Consider the following 23339-nt stretch of genomic DNA (forward strand, 5'->3'; position numbering starts at 1 on the left):
AATCGACGCACCTCTATATATTGGACACAACTTGAACATCCGTTTCGCTTCAAACGCCGCAAGGCAAGACCAAAACAATCCGGGGGGATCAATGAAACGCATCGCCATGGCAATTCTGATTCTGGCCCTTCTCATGCCCGCAACGGTTTTCGCGGGAGGCTCCAAAAGCTCAACCACCTGCGCCACGAAATACCCCGTGGTCTTGGCCCACGGCATGGGCGCTTCGGCCCAGGTCCTGGGAATAGTCGACTACTGGTGGGGCATAGAGTCCGCGCTGGAAGACAGAGGCGCAAATGTTTACGTGACCTCGGTAAACGCCATGGACTCGGTTTTCAACAAGGCAGCCTCCTTCAAGGCCCAGTTCCTGCACATACTGGCCGTGACCGGCAAGGCGAAAGCCAACATTATCGCGCACTCCCAGGGCGTCCTCTACACCCGGTACGCCATCTCCAACATGGGCCTCGGCCCCCAGGTGGCCACCCTAACCAGCATCGCAGGCCCCAACAGGGGCTCCTACATAGCGAACCTGATCGTGTACAAGATTCCCAGTTCGCTTGTGACCATCGGCGGCAAGGTTCTCGATTTCGTCTACTCCTTCCTGCTGGGAGACAAAAATCCCCAGTCCGTCGAAAACGGCATGGAGCTTTGCACGGACTGGATGGCTGATTTCTTCAACGTGAACGTTCCCAACGTAAGCGGCGTCTACTACCAGTCCTGGGCATCCAAGGTGAAGATCGGCTGCCCCAACCTGCTCTTGAACGCCACATGGCTCATTCTTCTCAACAAAGAGGGAGCCAACGACGGCATGGTTTCCGTCAACAGCGCGAAGTGGGGAGCTTTCAGGGGAGTTCAGGAAGCCGCATGGTATTCACCCGGCTGCGACCACCTGACCATCATCGGCCAGCTTTTCGGCCTCACCCCCGGATTCTCCGCCCCCGACTTCTTCGTGTCGGTGGTCAGCGACCTGAAGAACAAGGGATACTAAGAGCCTGACATAGAGTTGACACGCGCCAAGGGGCGGGGAGAAATTCCCCGTCCCTTTCTATTTTGTTGGGTTGCCATAGCCCGTCAAACTTGAATCTTTCGCACTTGTCTGCTAAATTTCCCGCCATGAAAAAATTCGGCCAATTTTCCGTGTGCGGACTTCTGGGCAAGGGCGGCATGGGCGCGGTCTATCTGGCCCGGCACGATGTGATAGACACCCTCGTCGCCTTGAAGGTCCTCGCTCCAAGTCCCTTTCTGGAAGCCCTCATCCCCCTGCCCCGCCTTTGCGAACTTTTCGTAAACGAGGCGAAAATCATGGGCCGCATAAGGCATCCTCACGTGCTTTCCGCCTTTTATCTCGATTTTGAAAAGGGCCTACCCTACTTCGCCATGCCCTTTCACGCCCGAAACCTGGGCGAGGTTATGGGCGAAACCTACGACGCAGAAACCGAAAGCCGCATAATCCGCCCGGACCGGGCCATGAAATACGCCCTTGAGACGCTTTCCGGCCTTGCCTGCCTGCACGATTTCGGCGTTGTCCACCGGGACATCAAGCCCTTCAACATTCTTCTGTCCGACAGCAACCGCGTGAAAATCGCCGATTTCGGCCTCTCCCGGCTTCGGGGCGAGATTTTCCAGCGGCCCGACAACTTAAAGGTCGGCTCGCCTTATTACGCCGCCCCTGAGCAGGAGAACGACCCCGATGCGGCAGGACCCGCCGCCGACCTCTACGCCGTGGGGGTGATGCTTTTTCGGATGATTACGGGCAAACTTCCTGAGGGAAATATCGACGGAATCGAAGGCTTGGGGCCTGCCTGGAGGGATTTTTTCGCAACCACCCTCGATGCCCGGCCCGACAGACGTTTTTCCTCAGCGCGGGCCATGGCGGAAACCCTGGGAGGACTGCGCAGGGCCTGGATTGAAAACCAGGAGGCCGCCTGTAGGCTTGAGATAGGGGAAGGCCCGCAAGAGCGCCCTCAGACGGCGGCTTCGGAAATCAGACCGGAACCCGTGAAAGTGAGCGCGGCCAAGGCAAGGGAGTTTTTCGGCCTTGACCTTCTTTGGAGGCCGGTATCGAAAAATTTGGATGACAAGAGGTTTGCCGACAACGGGGACGGCACGGTGACGGATCTTTCAACCGGCCTTTTGTGGCAGAAGGGCGGGACGGATTATCCGGGCGATTTCGGGCAGGTAAGGGAATACGGGGAAAAAATGAACGCGGAGCTTTTCGCCGGGCGCTCGAACTGGAGGATTCCCACCGTTGACGAGCTTAAAACCCTGGCCTCACCGGCTGGCAAAACCGACGATTTTTGCGCGTCGCCGGTTTTTTCGCCAGTCCAGAACCGCCTCTGGAGTTCTGACCGGGCCACCTTCACCGCTTTCTGGTGCGTGAGCCTGGACCTTGGCTACGTGTTCCGCCAGAATTTTTCCGCACCCTGCTTCACGCGCCTGGTAAGCGGAAGCTGAAAATATTCTCTCCCCAGGCTGCTTGTTTTGTATGATGCCATCCAAACTTACTGCCCCACACCATCCTTCCAGGCATAGTACATACCTGTCGAAAACAAGCGTGCCAGGTTATTTTCGTCGACCCATGGGTATTGTGCCAAATAAGACTCTCGCCACTCAGGCCAGATACCATCCCTGCCACGCTTTTTTGCTATAATAAAAATAAGATCATATCCGCATTCCATTGCAACACGGGCGACATCGTTAAAATGATCCAACTCTTCAGTGTGCAAATTAGGACACGCCTGTCGAAGGCGGCCTTGAATTGGCCGACCATAGTTCTCGCCCCATTCCTGAGCAAATTTCAGTGCTAAATTTAGGCGAGCTTTCAGCGAGTAGCATGGATCATTCGACCTCGCGATTTCCAAGCGTTCATTCAGAAATTGAGCAAGCTCGTTAGCTTTCTTTCCGTATGTATCAGGAATAGCGCCTTCACACTTCCCAATAATTTTGGCGAATTGACGAAATTTTTTTAATTGGTGACAGGATGGTACAAAATTGAATCCAACTATCTGACGAACCCATATTCCGGTATGTCTGATCGTAACAACAAAAAACTGGTCCACGGCTGACCATGGAACAGTGTTTCGTCGAAATAGATTCGAAATTGTGAATCCTGATTGATCTACATGAAGATAAGGGCACCCAGGAATTCTCTGGACGATAGCGATAGGCAGCCACCGTACAAATAACCCTGCAATAAAAAAGCCTGTCCAGCTTTTGACCATGCCTATCCAGATCCCGCCTGCTACACCGGCAGCAGAAATGAGGAAAAGGCTGATTGCTGACCATTTCTTGTTATATAGAGTTATAGATGCCTGTATTTCTGTCATTTCATCCATGGCGAAATAGTCAATTAGGTTGGACCAAGCCCAGTGCAGGCCGACATTGATTCCACCTGCATTAGATTGACGGAAGTGCATTGAATTTTCCTGGTCGGATACGGTCTGTTTTGGTCGTTCTTTGCTTGGCGCCAATCTACGAAATCCTACAAACCCAACACCTTATATGAACTGCCAATTCTCCTAACCATTACGCGATTATGCCACTAAACGCACCAAGGCATCAGTGTGAGATTAATTTGTCCCGCGCTGCTTCCATGCCGTACCACACCCGAAAATATATTACCACTGGGTTTGAGACGAGCCTTCACCACACACGACATCGGCATTTTCTTTTAAAATTTCAAAGAAACAGCCAAAATACTAATTTAAATGTTCTTTTCCTTTTTCCGCAGCCCCGGTTGCCAGGGCGTCCGCACGCTCGTTTTCCGGGTGCCCGGCGTGGCCCTTGACCCAGGCGAATTTGAGGTTATCAAAGGTCTTCATCAGGGCCTTGATTTCGTTTACCAACTCCACGTTTGCCCTGGCCTTCCAACCCTGGGTGAGCACGTTAAAGGCGTACTGGCTGTCAGTAAAAAGCCTCACCGGCAGGCTCCGCTTTTTTACAGCCCTAAGCCCGGCCAAAATGGCGGAGAGTTCGGCCACGTTGTTGGTGTCTTCGCCGATGTACTCCCCGATCTCCTTCACGTGCTCCCCGTATCGCATCACAACCCCTATTCCCGCCGGGCCGGGGTTTCCCAGGGCCGCGCCGTCGGTATAGATGCAAACCGCGTTGGGGGGAACATCCGGCGGGGAAAAATCGGGAACCGGGGCCTTTTCCTTGGGCTTTTTCGGCGTCCGCTGGCTTTCCGTGGGAACCTGACCCTGGGCGAGCGGCATCACGCTTTTTGCCAGGGCCGAGTAGGTGCGCGGGTCATCGGGCTTGTAGCGCACGCGCACCTTGCCGTTTGAAACGATGGCCTCTCCGTTTTCGCGGGCCGCCACCCACACCTTGTTGCCCTTGAAGGCCATGCGCACCCAGAAGGTGCCGTCGGCAGCTTTTTCTTTTTCGATCATCTGTATATCAGGTACGGCCTGCGGGTTTCGAAAAAGCTCCTCTCGTCCCTGTCCCAAGACTCCTCGAACATTTTGGGATCATTGCCTTTTTCCAGGGTGAGCCTCGCCCTGTCGGTTCCGAAGATCATGTCTATGGGCCATTTTTCGTATTCATACTCGTAGGGCGGTGTTTTCCAGGCAAAGGATTTGGGCCGCCTTTTATAAATGGAGGCCAGAAGACGCCACGCAAGGGATACGGGCCGGAACTTTTCCCGGTCCGTGACGTGGATGGAAAAGCCCTTGCAAAGCTCACCCTTCCACTTGTTGGACGTGGGCTCGAAGGCCGTGGGCCGCAGTATCGCGCCAACCTGTTCCGGGCCGCCAAGGTCTTCCAGCACCTCGTCCCATTCCAGGTACGGCGCGCCCAGCATGGTGAAGGGCAGCGTGGTGCCGCGCGCCTCGCTCACGTTGGTGCCCTCCCAGATCACCTGACCGGGGTATGTGACAGTACTTTCCACGGTGGGCAGGTTGGGCGAGGGCGGAATCCAGGAGAGATCGGTATCTTCCCAGTAATGGCGGCGCTCCCAGCCGGTCATGGGGATAACCTCCAGGTCGCAGCCGATGCCGAACTCCTCGTTCATAAGGCGGGCGATCTCGCCCATGGTCAGCCCATGGCGCATGGGTATGGGATAACGGCCCACGAAGGAGACGAATTCGGGCGCGAGGAGGTTTCCTTCCACCAACTCGCCGCCTATTGGGTTGGGCCGGTCCAGGATCACCACCTTCCGTCCGTGCTTTTTCGCTGCCTCCATCAGATACGATACCGTATAGATGAAGGTGTAGACGCGGGTTCCCACGTCCTGGATGTCCACCAGGGCCGTGTCGAAAAGCTCCATGGCCCGGTCCGTGGGAACGCGGGTCTGGCTGTAGAGGGAAAAGGCCGGAACGCCTAGAAAGGGGTCGGTGGTGTCCGGGGACTCTATCATGTTGTCCTGCCGGGCCGCGAAAAAACCGTGCTGGGGGGTGAAAACGGCCTTCAGCCTTCCGGGGAATTTTTGATCCAGAACCTTGGCGGAGGGCAAAAAACGGCGGTCCACCGAGGCGGGGTTGACCAGCATGGCAAGGCGCGAAGAGCGCATGAAGGCCGGGGGGTTTTCCAGCAGATTTTCAAAACCCGTGCGAAATATGGACATATTACCGGGAGCGCTATTTATTTCCATTTTTTGCTTCCATGAAAAGAGTGGGGGCAGAAGATCGGGGCATTTCTTCTCCGGGCCGGATCCCCTTAAAAAGGGAAAAGAATCATGCTCCGCTTAATATACCACCTTTTTTTTGCGTTCGGAAAAAAACTGGGTTAATATTAAATATCGTAATGAAATCGTGTTGGCAAGATAAACGAGCCCGCATACCGGGAGCGTAAATCATGTTCGATCAGGCCCGGAGCAAGCCCCATGCGGCGTTTTTCGATCCGGGCCGGTCAATGGCGCGAAGACCGGCGCTTTCGGGCAGGCGGCGGGGCCGGATACGGGTTATAGTAATCTTCACAGGAAGGGTCATCCTCTGCATCGTTTACCGGCAAGTCTGGTTCAACCTTGCAGACGAAATTATCGAACGCCTTGACGCAAGTATTACCGCTTTTAGGGCAATGGAGGCCGGAAAAAAATTTAAGAAGCGCGGTTTCGTTCAATGGCGTCACCCGAACGCTTCTTGGCGTTTTAAAACGGAAAGGGGGATTTTTCAACATGGCAGGCGAGGAGAAAAAATCCAGAAAACCCGAAAAGGTTGGCTTGAACACCCTTATCGGGCGCATCGCGGACGGCCTTAAATCCATGACCGAAATCGGGATTCTGGACGACCTGTCGGGAATTTTGAAAACCCTTGCCCGCAACAAGGACTACATCGTAACCCTTGTTGAGAAGAGCTACTCCTTTTCGGTGGAGACAAACAAGGTCTGGGTTGACCGCAAGTCGAACATCGAGAGCATGATAACCGAGGGCGACCGCCTGATCTGCGCCTTTTCCGCCGATTCCGAAAATCTCGCCAAAAACGTGGGAAGTCTCACGAGCGACATGGCCGCCGTTGCTGGCGGGCTTTCCGGCCTTGTGAACGAGGCCAGCGTTTTTCTGCCCGAAGTGAGAAAAACGCTCGCCGAGGCGGGCGGGCTGGCCGCCGAGGCAGGGACCGCCATTCCCGTTGCAAAGGAGCTGGCCGAGCGCTCTTTGGCCGCGGTCAACCAGGTGAACGCCATCCTGCCGACGCTTGCGGCCACGGCCGGAGACGCCTCCGCCATGATAAAGGAGATGCGGGAGATGATGCCCCAGATAAAGGCCCTGCTTACAGGTGCCAACGGACTGATGAAGGAGGCGGACGGGCTTCTTCCCAAGGCCCAGCGCGCCCTGGACGCCCTCAACCGGGCCCTTCCCAAGCTGGACAAGGTGGACGGGAAATCCCTCAAAAAATTCTTCCAGGAAGACGGCCTGCGCATCTTCCTGAAAAAGCTGCCCTTTTGAGGCCGCCCCTGCCCTCCCATAAGGCGCAACTAAAAAAGGCCTCCCGAAAAACGCCGGAGCCGGTCGCTTTCAGGAGGCCTTAAAAGATACTTGGCGGGAATTTATCTGGCAACCTGTGGAAAAAGCCTTGATGGAAGCCTGGAACAGCCTGGATAAAAACGATGAAATGCAAGGAGCGCGAAAAGCCAATGAGGGAGCGTACGCCTTTGTACGTGACCGAAATTGGTTTTGATGTGCGACACAGCAGTTCGCTTTTTTATCCAGGCTGTTAAGCGCGGCCCCAGGGCTCCATGTCTGTAAGCGGATGCTTTTTTTCCTTCTGGTTCTTGTCCACCGGCGCTAAGCCCATGTTTTTGCCAAGCTCCAGCATATAGGTGATCTTGGTGATGAGAAGCCCCCTCAGCATGAATTCCACGGCGAATTTCTGCTCGTCGGACGGGTCTTCCAGGCCAAGGTCCATCATAAGCTCACGAACGACAGGCTCGACCCTGGAGTTTATGTCCTTCTGGACAGCCGTGAGCCCGCCCTCCTTTTTCGCTCCCCATACGGCGGGAACAATGTATGTGGCGTGCTCGAAAAAAAGAACCGACCTGTGGGTGACGAAAATCTCGTGGGCCAGCCGGTCGATGCGGTCGCCCATGGATTTTCCGAGACGGGTCACATCCGATTTTTCTTCCCTGGTAAAGCGCCCGACAAGATGCCGTATCAATCCCACCTTGGCCCCCGCCATATAAAATAGTTACACCCAAAAATTCCCGTAAAACTTTCGCACAAAATTAACACAAGCGGTGTTACAAGTGCAATTTATTTTCAACGGACAGAAAATAAGGGATTTGGCCGGATTTTTTTACGCTTGCCGCAAGAGGCGATGCTATGTTAGAAAATGCGAAAACTTAAGGGAAAGAACATGGAAAACGCGGCTGATATCTACCACAGCAAGATGATGGAGACCCTTCTGGGCTCCATGACCCAACTCCCCATTTTCCGGTCCCTCACGGAAGACGAGCTGAAGGAAGTGGCCAGGTACATGTTTTTTCTGGAATTCGCCAAGAACATGACCGTGTTCAGGGAGGGGGATTCCGGCGACTACGTGTGTTTCGTGGTGGAAGGTCTTCTGGAAGTGACCAAAAAGGCGAAATCGGGCGGCATTACCGTGATCGCCCAGCTTGTGCAGGGGCATTCGATAGGCGAGATGTCCGTAATCGACGAATTCCAGCGTTCCGCCACCGTAACGGCCAGGGAAAAATCAAGGCTCGTCACCCTCACCCGCAAGAATTTCGAGACCCTGGTGGATCAGCACCCCAGGATCGGAAACAAGATGCTGAAGGGCATAGCCCGAAGCCTTTCCATGAACCTTCGGAAGACCTCCGGGCAGTTGGCGGAAAAACTTCCGGTGGTGTGAACCCGGCGCCTTTTGACCGACGCAGACGGTCAGATTCCGCTTTTTCCGCATCCATCGCAGATCAGGTCGGCCAGGGTCACGGTGTTCAGCTTGTCAAAAAACGCCTTCGACGCCTCCTGCCAAAGAACCCGTGTCCGACAGGTGTCTGTTTTTTCGCAATATCCCGGAACCGACTGGCAGGCCACAAGCTCAGGGCCGCCTTCCAGAAGCGCCACCACCTCGCCAACGGAAATGTCCTCCGGCCTCATTGCAAGGCGGTGCCCGCCCTTTGCCCCCCTGATGCTCTCCACGTATTTTGCCCGCTTCAGAGGCAAAATGATCTGCTCCAGGTATTTCATGGAAACGTCCAGGCGCTTGGCCACCTCTCCCAACTGCACGTAGCCCGTGTCCTTCCGGCAGGCCAGGTCCAGAAGAAGCCTTGTGCCGTAACGGCTCTTGGTTGACAGTCTCATCGCTTCATACCTCTAAAGCCAAAGGTTTCCCAGGTTCCCGGCAACCGGACATTTCGACCGGTGTTGAATGGCCAGGCCGCCTGCTTTTATCCAACGAAATTTCCTTGACATTACATATGGAAATCGGTCCCGGTTTCTGCTAAAGGCTTTGAGCGCGGCGCAGGCGAACATGGGCGGCAGCGTAAAAGCCCCGGACGGAATTCATTATGATCCGGGCAGGCCCTTGACATCCACGAGTTTGAGCCCAATATGTGATTTTGGACATCAAACACCGCCCTCTTGCTGGCGGCTGCCGTAATTCCCATTTTTACGGTGGGAATTATGCCTTATCCTCTTACATGACCCAAGGCCGGGAGGCAAATAAAATGTACACAAAAACCGTGATGGACCATTTCAGGAATCCGCGCAACGTGGGGGAAATGGCCAACCCAAGTGGCGTGGGGCAGATAGGAAACCCCGTTTGCGGCGACATGATGACCATTTATCTGGATATTGAAAACGACGTCATAAAAGACATCAAGTTCCAGACCTTCGGATGCGGGGCGGCCATAGCGGTCTCGTCCATGCTGACGGAACTGGCCAAGGGCAAGACCATCGCCGAGGCCAAGAAGATCACCAACAAGGACGTGGCCGCCGCCCTGGACGGGCTGCCCAAGAACAAGCTCCATTGTTCCAACCTTGGGGCCGACGCCCTCCAGTCCGCCATAAGGGACTACGAGGACAGAAAAAGCGGCAAGGTTAGAAAACCTGAGGAAGAGGCCGAAAAGCACAGCCACGACCACGAAGACAAGTGCTATTGCCCCTACTGCGATTCCGAGCTTGCCGAGGGCGACACCTTCTGCAAGGCCTGCAGCTTCCACGATGATGAGAAAAAGTAAGGAGGCTTCGCAATGGGTGTCGTGAATCTCGATCACATGTCGGCCAACCCCCTTATCCCGGAGGTGCAGGAGGCCATGATAGCGGCCATAAAGGCCCCGCTGGGAAACCCCTCCAGCCAGCACCAGATGGGGGAGAGCGCGGCCCTGCTTCTGGACGACGCGCGCCAGGCGGTGGCCTCTTTGGTCAACGCCGCAGTCCCGCGCGAGATAGTGTTCACATCCGGCGGCACAGAGAGCGTCAACATGGCCATAAAGGGCGTCGCCTGGGCCTTTGGCGTTGAGGGCAAGGGAAAGCACATAGTCACCTGCAACACCGAGCACAATGCCGTTATCCGGTCGCTGCGGCGCCTGAAGCAGATGGAGTACTCGGTGACCTCGGTCCCCGTGGATGAATACGGAAGGGTCAACCCCGACATAGTGGCCAGGGCCATCAAGCCGGACACCATCCTGGTTTCCATCATGCACAGCAACAACGAAATTGGCACCATCCAGCCGGTGAAGGAAATAGCGGCGGTCTGCAAGCAGAAAAAGGTGCTCTACCACTGCGACGCCGTTGACTCCGTGGGCGTGGTGCCGGTGGACGTGCAGGACCTTGGCGTCGATCTTTTAAGCTTCGCTTCCAACACCTTCTACGGCCCCACGGGAGTCGGCGGGCTGTACGTAAAGCGCGGGGTGCCCATCTGGCCGCTTTTTGACGGCGGCGTTCAGGAAAACCGCAAGCGCGCGGGCACGGAAAACCTTATAGGCATAGCGGGAATGGGCGCAGCAGCCAAGGCGGCTCAGCGGGACATGGAAGCCCGGATGGCCCACACGAAAAAGTTGAAGGACCTCTTTCTGGCGAAACTTCCCGAATACGTCAGCGAATACGGATTGAACGGGCATCCCGAATTCTGCCTTCCCAACCTTGTGTCCTTGTCCGTAAAGCACGTGGAGGGAGAAAGCGTGGTCCTCATGCTGGACGACGAGGGCTTCGCCGTCTCCACCCGCTCGGCCTGCGCGTCCGGAAGCCTGAGGGCATCCCACGTCCTTCTGTCCACCGGCTTGGGATTCGCCGATTGCCAGGGGACAATGGTCATCACCTTCGGCCTCGACAACACCGAAGACGACGTGATGCGTTTTCTCGCCTCCCTCAAGACATCCGTCGGCACCCTGCGCGAAATTTCGCCCCTTTTCAAAAACGGACAGGCCGCAACGTGAAAATAGTATCAATCGCAACAAGCAAAAAAAAGAGCACCAAAAAGACCGTGGTGCCTGAGGCCCGGCTCGTCGTGGAGCACGGAATAGAAGGCGACGCCCACGCCGGGCCCTGGCACAGGCAGGTGAGCCTTCTTGCAAGCGAGCGGATCGATGAAGCCCGCGAGCGTGGCCTTGACGTCACCTTCGGCGATTTCGCAGAAAACATCGCCACCACAGGCGTTGACTGGAAAACCGTGCCGGTTGGGACCCGCTTCCGCATGGGCGAAACGGCCCTGGTGGAAATCACCCAGATAGGAAAAGAATGCCACAACAAATGCGCCGTCTACTACAGCGCAGGAGACTGCATCATGCCCCGCGAGGGGGTGTTCTGCCGGGTTCTTGAGGGCGGCCCCATACGCTGCGGCGATCCCATAGAAGAGGTTAAATGATGGCTGCGGATGAAAACGAGGTTTTGCAGGCCATAAGGAAAAAAATGGATCGAAGGGGCGAGCGGCTCGTTATCCTCGCCCATCATTATCAGCGCCCCGAAATAGTGGCACTGGGCCATTTCGTGGGTGACTCCTTCGCCCTGTCCCAAAAGGCTGCGGCCTGCGAAAAGGCTCACAATATCATTTTTTGCGGCGTTCATTTCATGGCCGAATCCGCCGCCGTGCTGGCCGCGCCTCATCAGGTGGTGCAGATCCCCGACATGGAAGCCGGCTGCCCCATGGCCGACATGGCCGACCCGGTGAGCGTTTCAAAAGCCTGGGACGAGCTTTCGGCGGTGGCGGGGTCGAGCATTATTCCCCTGGTTTACATGAACTCGTCGGCGGAGCTCAAAGCCTTCTGCGGGGCGCACGGAGGGGCGGTATGCACCTCGTCCAACGCCAAAACCGCCATCAAATGGGGCTTTTCCAAGGCGGAGAGGGTCTTGTTCTTCCCGGATCAGCACCTTGGCCGCAACTCCGCCAACGCCCTGAAAATTGCCCGCCATCAAATTATCGTCTGGACTCCCGGCAAGCCCCTTGGCGGCAACACTGAACAATCCGTAAGGAACAGCAAAATAATTCTGTGGGACGGCTTCTGCCACGTTCACACCAAATTTTTGCCGGAACACATTCTGAACGTGCGCCAAAACAATCCCTCAGCCAAAATCATCGTGCATCCCGAATGCACCGAAGACGTGGTGAATCTTGCCGACGCGTCAGGCTCAACCGACCAGATCATAAGGTTCGTCAAGGCCCAAACGACAGGTTCAACCATCGTAATAGGAACCGAGATTCACCTGATCGAAAGGCTTGCCACAGCCAATCCGGACAAAACCATAGTGCCTCTTCTGCAGAGCCTTTGCCCCAACATGTACAAGATCAGCCCGGAAAAGCTCCTGGCTGTCCTTGAAAACCCCGGTACGCTAAACAGGGTCGAAATCGAGGAAGGCGTAAAGGCGGACGCGAAAAAGGCGCTTCAAAGAATGCTTGAGCTTACCCCTTAGGCCGGAGGCCATCCCTTTTTTCATGGGTTTTTTCGCCAGCATCAAAGCGGCTTTTTCCGGCCTCCTGAACCCGGGGACCGGCAAGGCGTCCCTCTGGGACGTTCCCCAGGGAAGGGCCAACAACCGCAGGCTTGGACGCACCGGCGAGTCAATGGCGGTAACCCACCTGAAGAAAAACGGCTACAGGATGGTTGACTCAAACTACCGGGCCAAAACCGGCGAGGTGGACATTATTTGCGAGGAAGGCGGGGCCCTTGTCTTCGTTGAAGTCAAAATGCGCCGCCAGCGCGCTTTCGGCCCGCCCCAGGCGGCGGTGGATAAGCGCAAGCAAAGAAAAATAGCCCGCACGGCCCAGCATTATCTGGCCAGGACCCGCCAGAGAGGACGCAGGGTCCGCTTTGACGTATTGGCCATAACGGTCACGGGGGGCGAACCGGTTTTCCGCATCATCAAAAACGCCTTCGACTCGCCCTTCCGTTAAGTCCACAGCCCCTATCCTTAGTGGCCCGGCACAAATTCCTTGCTTTTGGAGCCCTCTTCATTTTAAAAATCGAAAGCTGTAAATCCCTGCTTGCCATATCCAGCATGACGGTTGCGAAGAAGGAATCACGGCGGGGGCCGTTGCGCCGCCGTTTCATGTGAATCCCGGGCCTGGGTAAAAACCATGGATTGACATCAACTCCGGCTTTTCTGGAATGGACCGGTTTTCCGTCCCCAAAACGACAGCTCATCAATAAACGATCAGAAACGGAAGCACATGGTAAAGCCCAAGCGGAGCGTGCTTGTTACGGGGGTGGCCCATCACTGGGGGCAGAGCCTTGTGCCCCTCCTGGAGGCAGACCCGGACTTCGACACCATAATCGGCATCGATTACAAGCCCCTGTCCAAGCCTTTCAAGCGGTTGGAATTTTTTCAGATAGAACCACATCACCCTCTTCTGGCCGAGCTTTTGAAGGTCTCCAGGGTGGACACGGTTTGCCATCTTCTTTTCGAGGACGCCTACGCGCCAAGCGAGGAGATTTTCGATCTCAACGTCATGGGCACAATGGACCTTCTGGCGGCGTGCGGGGCCGGCGAGACCCCCCGCGTGGTCATCATGAGCGACACCAAGGTTTACGGCGCGTATTCGCACAACCCAAATTTTCTGGAGGAATACGCCGATTTCAAGGGCAAGCACTCCCACCCTTACATCACCCACAGGGTGGAAATAGAAAACATGGTGGACCGTTTCACCCGCCAGAACTCCAACCCGGAAACGACCATTCTAAGGTTCGCCAACATCCTGGGCTACGGCGTGGACACTCCCATGAGCCGTTACCTCGATAGCCAAATGGTGCCGGTGGCCTTCGGGTTCGACCCCATGGTGCAGTTCACCCACGCCAGGGACGTGATTTCCTGCCTTTATCACGCTGTGAAAAATGACGTGGCGGGTGTTTTCAACGTGGCGGGCGATGGATATCTGCCCCTAAGCCAGGTTCTGCGGCTTGGCCGCCGGGTGCCGCTCCCCTTCGGCGCGCCCTTTTTGCGCATAGGAACCAAGGTGTTTCAAAAGCTCCCCATTCCGGATTCCCTGCCCATTCCCACGGATTTTTTAAAATTCAACTGCGTGGGCGACACGGCTCGAATGGCCCGCGACCTGAAGTTTTCACCCCGTTATTCCACCAAGGAAACCGTGCTGGATTATTTCGAGAACATGAGGCTGGCGAAATACAAGCCAAGGAAAACGCGCATAGAAAGCGACCCCAAGGCGACGGAGGAATTGCAGGATTATCTGAAGTCGAAGACCAGGGCCAAGGATTATCTTTCGGAACTCATAGAAACCTTCAACAAGGAAGGCGGCCATGACCAGTAAGTCCAGGGCGGAAGACAAAGCCCCGCGCTGCGCGGCCAAAACCGCCAAGGGAGGTCCTTGCCGCAACCGGGCGATCCCCGGACAGGCCTTCTGCCGGATGCATCTGCCCGTAAACGGCCACAACGGCGCCTACGGAAATAACGGAGCGAACCCCAACGGGAGCGGATCCAATCCTTTCGGATTCGACCCCAACACCTTTTTCGGAGCCGGACAGAACCAGGGCCAGCAGCCCGACCTTGCCCAGATAGCCTTTCTTCTGGAGCAGATACTTGCCCACCTTGCCCGTATGGGCCATGACGCGCCGTTCCATGATGGGCCAACGGGTGACAAGTCAAGGGTCGCCGCCGAGCTTTTCTGGAAGGCCCTGGCCTTTTGCGAAGAGAAGATGGCCGTCATAAAGCGGAGGGTGGACGGCGATTACGAGGTGGACAAGTGGGGCCGGGACCTGGAGCTTCTGGCCGAAGTTCTGCCGCTCTTCCAGTTCCTTTACCGCAGCTACTGGCGCGTGACCGCCATAGGGGTGGAGAACGTCCCGGCTGACGGGCGGGCGCTTTTAGTGGCCAACCATTCGGGGGTGGTGCCCTGGGATGCGGTGATGGTGATGACCGCCATTCTTGAGTGCCACGAACAGCCGCGCTACGCCAGGGGCCTTTATCTTTCGTGGGCTGCGGAGATTCCCCTGATGGGGCTCATCATGAACCGGCTGGGCCAGGTCCAGGCCCTGCCTGAAAACGCGGTTCGCCTTTTGAATGAAGACGAGCTGGTGATGGTTTTCCCCGAAGGGGCCAAGGGCATAGGCAAGCCCTTTTCCGAGCGCTACCAGCTTGCCCGCTTCGGCAGGGGCGGTTTCGTGAGGGCGGCCCTTAAGGCCAAAGCGCCCATCATCCCGGTATCCATCGTTGGGGCCGAGGAAATACATCCCATGATTGGAAACGCGGCCCCCATCGCCTCCCTTTTCAACATGCCGTACGCGCCCATAACGCCCACCTTTCCGCTTCTGGGGCCTCTGGGCCTTCTTCCCCTTCCAAGCAAGTGGACCATTCATTTCGGCAAGCCCATCGAGGTCAAGAACCTCATTCACGGCCCTGCGGGCGAGCCTCTCCTTGTAACCAAGATCACCAACGAAGTACGCGAGATAATTCAGAAAAACATCCACGAGATTTTGAAGAAGCGGAAAAACGTCTTCTGGTAGGAAAAAGGAAGGAAAACTTCAAGGTTCAAGCGGCCCTGCGGCCAGGTGATCTCTCACCTGGCCGCATTTTTCATGAAAAATTCCATGGACCGGCCCCCTTGGCCTTGGTAGGAATTTTTGCCGACAGGCTTTTTTAATGCCTTTTTCAAACCGATGAATCACCTCGTATCGGCAGGCTGATCACAAACGATGAGCCGCAAGGCGCGCAAGCGGGCGGCGGCGGAGCGTGCTTCATGCACGTGAGCACGCCGCGTGCGTAGCGCTAACACTGTCGGATCGCGCTTGTGGACGGCCTGCCCTAGGCTGCCTGGGCGGCCAAGATAAGATCCGCCTTCTTGTTGAACTCGGTCACGGCTGCGGTGAGTTCCACTATGTCCGTCCGGGTGGGCAGATCAAGTGCGCGGGTCACTACCGAAAGTCCGCCGTCGATGGCGTTCTGCGCCTTGGTCTTGACCAGGGTCTTGGTATTGGCTACGGTTTCGGTGGCCTGGGCTGCAAGCTTTTTGCCGTCTGCGGTTACGCCGTCTATGGCCTCGTTTGCTGTCTTTTTCGCGGCGGCCAGAAGGGCCTTGCCGTTTTCCAGGGCTGCCTTGCCGGACTCGATGGCTTTGGCGCGCTTGCCCTCAATGAGTTCCTTGGGATTCTCGAAGGTCTTCTTCACGGCCTGGTTGTAATCCTTCAGGGCTGCGGTGGCTTCTTCGGCGGCCTTCTGGAAGGTCTTGATGACGTAGAACTCGGCGTCGTCAGCCTCGACGGGCTTGGGCGCGATGTTTTCCACCATGGGGATGCGGGCCATGACCTTTTTGCCGTCTTCCACGATTCCGGCGACAGCTTCCTTGGTGTTTTTCCTGGCCTCGTCGGCGAAAACCTTGCCGGACTCAACGGCCTTTTTCACGACTTTTTCGTTGTAATCCATGATGGCCGCCGTGGCGTTTTCGGCCACCCTGTTGATGGCTCGCACGACGTAGAATTCCGATTCCGCCTTTTTGATTTCTTCCTGCATGGTGATTCCTCCCCTTTTGTTTTTACAGCATTGAATGTGTTCCGGGTATGTGAGCGGGTATCGCTCATCTTTTGACTAATGATATGACGCGGTGCGTCATTTGTCAATGGCTTTTTTTCCCGGAACGTAAAAAATTTATATTATCCTGAATTTTTATTGTTTTATTAGATAATGGATAGAAACTGGCTATGATGCAGAGCGTCAATAGGTGTTGAATAACAGGCCTTGATGCGATGACGGGCGTGCGGACTCCGGGCGGAAGGTTGAGTAGAAACGAAACCGGGGTGCGGAAAAAACATTCCCGCACCCCGGCGTCAAAGGAATTATGAATTGAACCCGGCGGGCTATTCCTCGCCGCCCTCCTCCATCTCATCTTCCATGCCTTCGTCTTCCTCATCCTTGGGTTTCAGATGATCGGGAACGATGACCATAGAGAGAAGAAGGGGTTTCAGGAAACTCCAGCGGATGCCCATGTGGTAGATTTCCTCGTTGTCCCTTATGGCGTCCCAGCAGTTGTGACAGGGGGAGATGACCAGTTTCGCGCCGGTGGCCATTATCTGGTCCCGCTTGACCTTGAGGCCTATGTTGCGCTGTTCCCTGTAGCGGCCTATGCCGTTCATGCCACCTCCACCGCCGCAGCAGAAGTTGTGCTCCCGGTTGGGCTCCATTTCCCGAAAGTCTTCCGCAATGTAGCTCATTATCTCGCGGGCAGTGTCCGCCATGCCGCAATTGCGAATATAGTTGCAGGAATCCTGGTAGGTGACCGGCTCCTTGATTTTCTTGGCCGGATCGATTTTGAGCTTTCCCGTGCGCAGGGCCTCGGCCACCCACTCGACATAGTGGAGAGTTTCCACCGGGGTCTGGCCGGTCTTGATACCTGCCCAGTAGGGGCCTTCCACAACGGTGGCCCTGTAGGCGTGGCCGCACTCGGTGACCACCATGCGCTTGGGCTTCAAGCGCTCCATTGCCGCGTAAACGCCCTCCACCTGGAGCTTGCAGGCTTCCCAGTCGCCCGCGAACATGGCGAGGCTGGTTTCCTCCCAGCCTTCGGAAGGCACGGTCCAGTTTTCACCGGCTATATGAAAAAGGATGGCGGCTTCCGCGAGGTCTTCGGGATAATGCTTGGGCTCGCGGGCGTTCACCGTGTACATGATGTCCGCGTTTTCCTTGTCTATCGGAATTTCCAGGCCCGGCCATTCCTCCTCCTGCTCCTCGGCCATCCACGAGCAGGTGTCAACCCAGTCCTCGGTGGTAATGTCCATCTGGGCGCGGTAGATGCGGTGCATTCCGGCGCCTATCTTCATCTCCCAGGGCACGAATCCCTGGGAATGGCAGAGCCCGCGAAGGTAGCTGAACATGACCCCCATGTCGATGCCGAAGGGGCAGTACATGCCGCAACGGTTGCAGCAGGTGCATTTTCCCCAGGCCGTATCCATGCAATAGCGCATGAATTCGTTGGAGACCCTGCCCTTTTTGCGGACAAGCTCGCCCAGGGTGGACTGAATTTTAAAGGATGGAACCTGCTGGGGGTCCTTGTTGTTGGCCAGGTAGAAAAAGCATGAATCGGCGCACATGCCGCAGTGGGCGCAGATTTCAAGCCAAGTCTTAAGGCGGCTCTTGAAGGTCTTGGAAAGCGTGTCGGCAAGTTTCGCCTGATCCACGTCGAGCTGGGCCATCTCCTCGTAATAAAGCTTGCCGCTCTTGTCGGCCAGCGTGGCCTGGAGGGCCTCCACGTCGTTGATGGGCCGCCTGTGGCACAGTGTTCCTTCGGGCATGACAATCACTCCTTTGTGGAGAAGATTCCTTCCCCTCCCTGACGGGGTTCGTCACCCCGAAAAACCTGAAAGCTATTATTTGTCAGGCTGATGAAAAACGATGAAATGCTAAGGTTGGCAAGCCAAAAAGGAGGGAGCGTACGCTTTTGTACGTGACCAACTTTTTGGTGATGCCTGACACAGCAGTTCGCGGTTTTCGACAGCCGTTACCAGGATAAGCCTTTTGACTTCATACCCCCCCGCTTGATCCCGTAATCCATGCCGATTTGCGCCCTGCTCATGAAGAAAAGCACGAAGTGGGACAGTTTGGTGAAGGGAATGGCCACAAGCATTATTTCGCCTGAAAGTATGTGGGCGATCAGCCAGGTGTCGTAGTCGCCCAGGTGATGGGTGGCCACAAATCCGGTGACGAAGGGCGCAACCGCGATGGCGAGAACCAGGTAGTCGTACCAGGTGGTGAGGATGCGAACCTCTGCGAGGCCTATGCGGCGCAGAACCAGAAAGCCTGCGGCCGTCATGACCGCAATGGTGAAGACGTCCGCCACGCCCTCCGGCAGGGCCGGAAGCGAGAAGCCCCAGCGCTCGGCCATAAGCACGTTGTGGCCAAGAAGGAATATCGGGGTTATCAGAAGCCCGGCGTGAAAGGTGAAAAACAAGAGGGTCATGAAGGGCTTCTGCCGCCAGCCGTGGGCCTTGAACGGAATGAGCCAGAAGACTATGGAGCGCACCGCCCCCCTTATGCCGTATTTCAAATGCGGCATGTAGGCCACGCGGTCCAGCTTCCAGTCCAGGCCCCTTATATAAAGGACGGCCCGCACTGCGCAGCCCACGGAAAAGACCAGAAAGCTAAGCCAAGCTAAAGGCCCTGTGACAAAATCATACATTGTGATTTTCTCCTAAACGGCTTTATGCTTGCCGTAAATCCCGTATCCCGAAGCATCCCGAAATCCGCCACGCATCAGGCGGTTTCAGTGTTTCTCATGCTCTTCCTGCGGCTCATACTCGTCTTCCTCGTCGCGCTCGGTAAGGAAGGCCCAGAACCCGACGTATCCGGCCAGGATGGTCACGACCAATATGTAGAGGACCCCTTTGGTGTGGAGCATGAATTCATGCAGGGTAACGTATTCGTCCATGATTTTTGCTCCCTATCAATGCTCCGGGTAACCCGGATGAGAGAAGAAAATTGGCATACGGGTCACTATGAACCGGAAAACCAGAATTCCCACCGTGACCACGAAAACCGAAATGACTATCTCCTGCCAGTTGGGTATGTAGCGCTCAGCCCAGGGCAGATGATAGTTGAAGGCGATGAGGCAGATGTTCAGGCGGTTCAAAACCAGCCCGAAAACGGTCCAACCGGCTGTGAAACGGATGAGCTTCAGGTTCTTTTCACGCACGCCGATTGCATACATAAATGAGGGAAGCGCCACGAAGCCCAGCATCTCCACCAGGAACCACGCGCCGTAGCCTGATGCAAGATAATGCCAGTTATTGTCGGCGGCAACGCCTATGGTCTTGATGCAAAAGTACCCTGCAAGAACGAAACTGGCGGCCTTGCCAAAGCCAAGGGTCACGCCGTCTTTTTCCGCCTTGTGGGCGTGGTCGAATTTTTCCTCGAAATATTTCGCCGAAAGCGCGCTTTCGAAGATCACCATGGAAAGGCCCGCGATAATGGCGGACACGAAAAAATAAATAGGGATGTAAGACGAGTACCACAGGGGATGGAGCTTGGAGGGCGCGATGAGGAAAAGCGCCCCAAGGCTCGACTGGTGCAGGGTGGAAAGCACCACGCCCAGGATGGTGAGGCCCATGGTGAGCTTCACCACTAGGCTCCTGGCCCGCCTGAGGCCGATCCACTCCATGGCCGCAGGCGAGAACTCGATGAGAAGAACCGTGAGGTAGGCAGCAACGCAAGCGCCCACCTCGAATAGAAGGGAGGTGGTGCCCTGGCTCATGATGAAGGGGTAAGGAAGACGCCAGGGGCGGCCCACGTCGTAGTGAAGGGCCAAAACCACCAGGGCGTAGCCCAGAAAGCCGGTGAGGATGGCGGGACGCACCGCGCTGTGATAGCGCTTCATGCCGAAGATGTAGACAGCCGCCGATGTGACGAATCCCCCCGCAGCAAGACAGACTCCGGCCAGAAGGTCGAAGCCGATCCAAAGCCCCCAGGGGTAATGGTCGTCGAGATTGGTTACGGCGCCAAGCCCGCTTGTGAAGCGACGAAAAGTCACGTAAAGGCCCAGGACGACGATTATCCCGGCCACCACGTTTCCCGGCGTCACCAGCGATTTTTTGGCCCCGATGGTTTGTTCGGCCATGTGACAGCTCCTTGATCGGTAAAATTTGAACCGATTGATGTTCCAAAAAAAATCAGGCCAGAAAAGATTTAAGGGCCGCTTATTCCTCCGCCGCGCCTTCGTCCGCCGCCCCTGCCGGGGCTTCCGCCGCCGCTTTTTCCGCAGCTTCCTTTTCGGCCTTTTCCTTGCGGGCCTTTTCTGCGTCGGCCAGGGCCTTTTTCACGGCGTTTTCCACGGCCTTGCCCTGATCGCGCTTGGCGTCCTCGGCGGCCTTCTTGAGCCTGGCCTCGGCCTTGGCGTTCACCTTTTCAACCGCTTGCGCCACCGCCTCCTTCTGCTCCTCCCGGGCAATCTTTTCCTTGCGCTTGGTAATGGCGTAGATGCCGGTAAGCAGAACCGGCCAGAGGCCGACCACTATTGGAACGGACCCAAGGGCTCCGGCGGTGAGGGCCGGGGCGGGTGTGATGCCCAGATCCTCACGAAGTCCGAGTTCCTTGAAAGGCGCGGGAGACAGGTAGAGCCAGCTTGTGCCGCCCATCTCGTTCTCGCCGTAAATGTGGTCTTCGTACTTGTCGGGATGCTTGGCTATTCTTTCCCTTGCCGTTGCAAGAAGGTCCTCCCGCTTGCCGTAAACCAGCGCCCCCGCAGGGCAGGCCTCCACGCAGCCTGGAAGTTTTCCCTCCATTATGCGCGGATAACACATGGTGCATTTCACGACCTTGGGCGTAAAAGCCTTGTCGTATTCGTAGGTGGGCACCTCGAAGGGGCAGGCCACCATACAGTAGCGGCAGCCCACGCAGACCTTCTCGTTGTAGATCACCGGGCCTTCCGGCGTTTTCGTGAAGGCCTTGACGAAGCAGGCCGAGGCGCAGGCTGGCTCCAGGCAGTGGTTGCACTGGCTCTTGCGGAAAACCGGATGCCCCGGGGCTCCTGCCTCGTCGTACCTGTTCACCACGGTGAAGGCGTCGTTGGTGGTGCGGCGCTTATCGTTTAAAACCGCAAGGTCCTTGAAAGGCTTTTCAGGCGACGGAAGTTCGTTCACCTTGTTACAGGCCGCCTCACAGTTTCTGCACCCCACGCATCTCACAGAGTCGTGCAGAACCGCAAAGCTGCCCTCGTGCCCCGCAAAATGCCGGTTGGAAGCGGCGTGCGCCGGAAGGGCCGACGCGGCGGCGGCAGTGCCCGCCGCCGTCATCCACCCCAGAAACTTCCTTCGGGAAATCGCCATTATGTTCACCTCGATCAGAAACGGATTATTTTTTCACTTCACGATGACAGTCGGTGCAACCCACGGCATCCTTCACGCCCATATCCTTGTGGCATCCAAGGCACTGGCCGTGATAGGCCGCCACGAGCCCGGGTTTTCCGTCCTTATCCTCGCCGGGAATGTTCGCGTGGCAGCTCGAACACTTGGGAGGAGTCTTGGACTGCGGGCTCTGGTGGTGGCAGCCCTGGCAAAGGGAGCCTTCGCCCACATGGAAGGCCGTTGAAAGGCGGCTCGCCTTCATGCCCTTTTCAAGCGCCCTCACCATTGCCCTGTGAGGCATTTCCGAGGGGCCGTACTGGGCGGACATGGTCTTTATGGTCACCTTTTCCGGGACGTCTGCGTCAACGTAGGTTCCGGTGAAACGCTTTCTGGCCTCGGCCATTTTGCGGGCCGCAACGGCCCTTTCGGCGGGGGACGCGTAGGTGGCCGGGGCCTCCTTGTGGCAGGTTGCGCAGCCCGAATCCTTGCCCGGCGATTTGGGAAGACGCGCATGGCAGCCCACGCAGCTTTTGGCTTTCTGCCTGTCGTTGTGGCAGCCGATGCAGGTCTTTTTGGAGGCCGGATCATGCATGGCCGCTTCCAGGTTCACGAACTTGCCGTCCTTTGAGCCCGGAACGGTGTGGCACTTGACGCAGGCCGAAAGGTCCGCGTGATGGCAGGCCTTGCAGGACTCGTTGGCGGCCTCGTGCTCCTTGTGCAAAAAGGCCACCGGGTCCATGCGGGCGCGGCTGGTGTCGCCTGGGGCCTGGGCCGCCGCAAGAAGGGCCGCGTCGGGCTGGCTCCTCGTATAACGCGGGGGATCGGCAGGCAGCTTCATGGCCTTCCGCTCCTTTTCGCCGTGGCAGCCCGCGCAGTTCACCGGGCCGGCCTTGACGCCGGATTTCGCCTTTTCCTGATGACAACGGATGCAGGAAGCATGGGCGGCCTCGGAATAGGCCCTTACGTTGTCCCCGGAGTAAGCGCGTGTTTTGTCCACGCCCTTTCCGTCGTGGCAGTAAGCGCAGGAGCCTTCCTTGCCCTTGGCGTAGACGAGCTTATTGGCCTTGGCGTCGTAAACGTGGTGACAGAGCTCGCACTTGTTCTGCATTTTCTGGGTGTGGGCGAAATGCAGGGGCCGCGTAAAATTCATGGAAAGCCGCGCGAGTGTGGCGGCTGGCCGGTCATCGTGGCATTTTCCGCAGGTCACCGGGCCGGATTTGGATCCCTTGCGGGCGGTCTCCTTATGGCAGGCGATGCACTTGTCGTGATAAACGCCCATCACCTGCTTTTTCCCCTTGTCCTCCAGACGGGCAAACTTGTTGGAAAGCCCCTTTACGCCCGGAATCTGAAGGTGACAGGCGGTGCAGTCCCTGCCCATTTTGGAAACGGCCGCCGTGTGCGCGTCGTGCAAAAAAACCGGGACCGGCCTTTTGAGGGCCCCGTAAGCCTTCATAACGTCTATCCTTACGACGTCGGGCCTCCTGTTCCCCAAAGAGCCGGATACGCCGGAAAAAACCGGCCCTGCCAGCCCGTAGACAACCGCCGCCACGGCGAAAGCCACCACGGCGCCTGTCAAGATGAGCCGTTTTCGTCCGTTTGCCATGTCTGTTCCTTTTCGCATTGATCTATCCGTGCGACTCAGATTTTTGGTTATTAAGCGGAGCATGGTTCTTTTCCGTCTTTAAGAAATCCGGCAA

The 23339-nt window shown here is 56.7% G+C and carries 23 protein-coding genes; 11 read left to right on the forward strand and 12 right to left on the reverse strand.

Annotated features, from left to right (window positions below):
* Positions 1–91: 91 nt before the first annotated feature.
* On the forward strand, positions 92–985 hold the full coding sequence (locus HZB23_16415) for an alpha/beta hydrolase (GenBank protein ID MBI5846241.1): 894 nt from the start codon (positions 92–94) through the stop codon (positions 983–985).
* 125 nt (positions 986–1110) lie between these two features.
* Complete coding sequence (locus HZB23_16420) at positions 1111–2451, forward strand: protein kinase (GenBank protein MBI5846242.1); 1341 nt, start codon at positions 1111–1113, stop codon at positions 2449–2451.
* Positions 2452–2498: 47 nt separating this feature from the next.
* Here HZB23_16420 and HZB23_16425 read toward each other — a convergent pair whose 3' ends face one another.
* The 3 genes from HZB23_16425 to HZB23_16435 all read right to left on the reverse strand — a co-directional run bounded on the left by HZB23_16425 (position 2499) and on the right by HZB23_16435 (position 5560).
* Positions 2499–3467: a hypothetical protein gene (locus HZB23_16425; protein MBI5846243.1), complete on the reverse strand. Its 969-nt coding sequence runs from the start codon at positions 3465–3467 to the stop codon at positions 2499–2501.
* Positions 3468–3695: 228 nt separating this feature from the next.
* A complete protein-coding gene (locus tag HZB23_16430) occupies positions 3696–4211 on the reverse strand; it encodes a ribonuclease HI (GenBank protein ID MBI5846244.1) in 516 nt (171 codons plus the stop codon).
* A 173-nt stretch (positions 4212–4384) separates the two neighbouring features.
* Entirely contained in the window at positions 4385–5560 is a 1176-nt protein-coding gene (locus HZB23_16435; protein ID MBI5846245.1) for a DUF1343 domain-containing protein, read from the reverse strand.
* 549 nt (positions 5561–6109) lie between these two features.
* Here HZB23_16435 and HZB23_16440 point away from each other — a divergent pair.
* Complete coding sequence (locus HZB23_16440) at positions 6110–6877, forward strand: hypothetical protein (protein ID MBI5846246.1); 768 nt, start codon at positions 6110–6112, stop codon at positions 6875–6877.
* A 268-nt stretch (positions 6878–7145) separates the two neighbouring features.
* On the opposite strand, the gene HZB23_16445 is transcribed toward HZB23_16440, so the two are convergent.
* On the reverse strand, positions 7146–7517 hold the full coding sequence (locus HZB23_16445) for a hypothetical protein (GenBank protein ID MBI5846247.1): 372 nt from the start codon (positions 7515–7517) through the stop codon (positions 7146–7148).
* 267 nt (positions 7518–7784) lie between these two features.
* On the opposite strand from HZB23_16445, the gene HZB23_16450 reads away from it, so the two are divergent.
* Positions 7785–8279 (forward strand): cyclic nucleotide-binding domain-containing protein, encoded by a 495-nt coding sequence (locus HZB23_16450; GenBank protein ID MBI5846248.1) that lies wholly within the window; start codon positions 7785–7787, stop codon positions 8277–8279.
* Between the two features lie 29 nt (positions 8280–8308).
* Here HZB23_16450 and HZB23_16455 read toward each other — a convergent pair whose 3' ends face one another.
* Positions 8309–8731, reverse strand: coding sequence for an Rrf2 family transcriptional regulator (locus HZB23_16455; protein ID MBI5846249.1), 423 nt, complete (start codon positions 8729–8731; stop codon positions 8309–8311).
* Between the two features lie 365 nt (positions 8732–9096).
* On the opposite strand from HZB23_16455, the gene nifU reads away from it, so the two are divergent.
* The 7 genes from nifU to HZB23_16490 all read left to right on the forward strand — a co-directional run bounded on the left by nifU (position 9097) and on the right by HZB23_16490 (position 15321).
* Positions 9097–9609 carry a Fe-S cluster assembly scaffold protein NifU gene (gene nifU / locus HZB23_16460; GenBank protein MBI5846250.1) on the forward strand — a complete coding sequence of 171 codons (513 nt, stop codon included), beginning with the start codon at positions 9097–9099 and terminating at the stop codon, positions 9607–9609.
* A gap of 12 nt (positions 9610–9621) precedes the next feature.
* The gene (locus HZB23_16465) at positions 9622–10806 is read left to right on the forward strand and encodes a cysteine desulfurase (GenBank protein ID MBI5846251.1); all 1185 of its coding nucleotides are present in this window, start codon (positions 9622–9624) and stop codon (positions 10804–10806) included.
* A complete protein-coding gene (locus HZB23_16470) occupies positions 10803–11234 on the forward strand; it encodes an MOSC domain-containing protein (protein ID MBI5846252.1) in 432 nt (143 codons plus the stop codon). The genes HZB23_16465 and HZB23_16470 overlap by 4 nt, the downstream gene beginning before the upstream one ends.
* Entirely contained in the window at positions 11231–12277 is a 1047-nt protein-coding gene (gene nadA, locus HZB23_16475; GenBank protein MBI5846253.1) for a quinolinate synthase NadA, read from the forward strand. Before HZB23_16470 ends, nadA begins: the two co-directional genes overlap by 4 nt.
* A 22-nt stretch (positions 12278–12299) precedes the next feature.
* On the forward strand, positions 12300–12758 hold the full coding sequence (locus HZB23_16480; protein MBI5846254.1) for a YraN family protein: 459 nt from the start codon (positions 12300–12302) through the stop codon (positions 12756–12758).
* Between the two features lie 276 nt (positions 12759–13034).
* Positions 13035–14129 (forward strand): NAD-dependent epimerase/dehydratase family protein, encoded by a 1095-nt coding sequence (locus tag HZB23_16485; GenBank protein ID MBI5846255.1) that lies wholly within the window; start codon positions 13035–13037, stop codon positions 14127–14129.
* A gap of 286 nt (positions 14130–14415) precedes the next feature.
* Positions 14416–15321 (forward strand): acyltransferase family protein, encoded by a 906-nt coding sequence (locus tag HZB23_16490; GenBank protein ID MBI5846256.1) that lies wholly within the window; start codon positions 14416–14418, stop codon positions 15319–15321.
* 298 nt (positions 15322–15619) lie between these two features.
* Here HZB23_16490 and HZB23_16495 read toward each other — a convergent pair whose 3' ends face one another.
* The 7 genes from HZB23_16495 to HZB23_16525 form a co-directional block, all read right to left on the reverse strand.
* A complete protein-coding gene (locus HZB23_16495) occupies positions 15620–16324 on the reverse strand; it encodes a hypothetical protein (protein MBI5846257.1) in 705 nt (234 codons plus the stop codon).
* A 344-nt stretch (positions 16325–16668) separates the two neighbouring features.
* A complete protein-coding gene (locus tag HZB23_16500; GenBank protein ID MBI5846258.1) occupies positions 16669–18099 on the reverse strand; it encodes a (Fe-S)-binding protein in 1431 nt (476 codons plus the stop codon).
* Positions 18100–18305: 206 nt separating this feature from the next.
* Positions 18306–18983: a hypothetical protein gene (locus HZB23_16505; protein MBI5846259.1), complete on the reverse strand. Its 678-nt coding sequence runs from the start codon at positions 18981–18983 to the stop codon at positions 18306–18308.
* A gap of 84 nt (positions 18984–19067) precedes the next feature.
* Positions 19068–19232, reverse strand: a complete 165-nt coding sequence (locus HZB23_16510; protein MBI5846260.1) for a hypothetical protein — start codon at positions 19230–19232, stop codon at positions 19068–19070.
* 15 nt (positions 19233–19247) lie between these two features.
* On the reverse strand, positions 19248–20417 hold the full coding sequence (gene hybB / locus HZB23_16515; protein ID MBI5846261.1) for a Ni/Fe-hydrogenase cytochrome b subunit: 1170 nt from the start codon (positions 20415–20417) through the stop codon (positions 19248–19250).
* Positions 20418–20496: 79 nt separating this feature from the next.
* Positions 20497–21618, reverse strand: a complete 1122-nt coding sequence (locus tag HZB23_16520) for a 4Fe-4S dicluster domain-containing protein (GenBank protein MBI5846262.1) — start codon at positions 21616–21618, stop codon at positions 20497–20499.
* Positions 21619–21649: 31 nt separating this feature from the next.
* Positions 21650–23245: a cytochrome C gene (locus HZB23_16525; GenBank protein MBI5846263.1), complete on the reverse strand. Its 1596-nt coding sequence runs from the start codon at positions 23243–23245 to the stop codon at positions 21650–21652.
* Between the last annotated feature and the right edge of the window lie 94 nt (positions 23246–23339).

Source organism: Deltaproteobacteria bacterium (genome assembly GCA_016235345.1).
Classification (GTDB): domain Bacteria; phylum Desulfobacterota; class Desulfobacteria; order Desulfobacterales; family Desulfatibacillaceae; genus JACRLG01.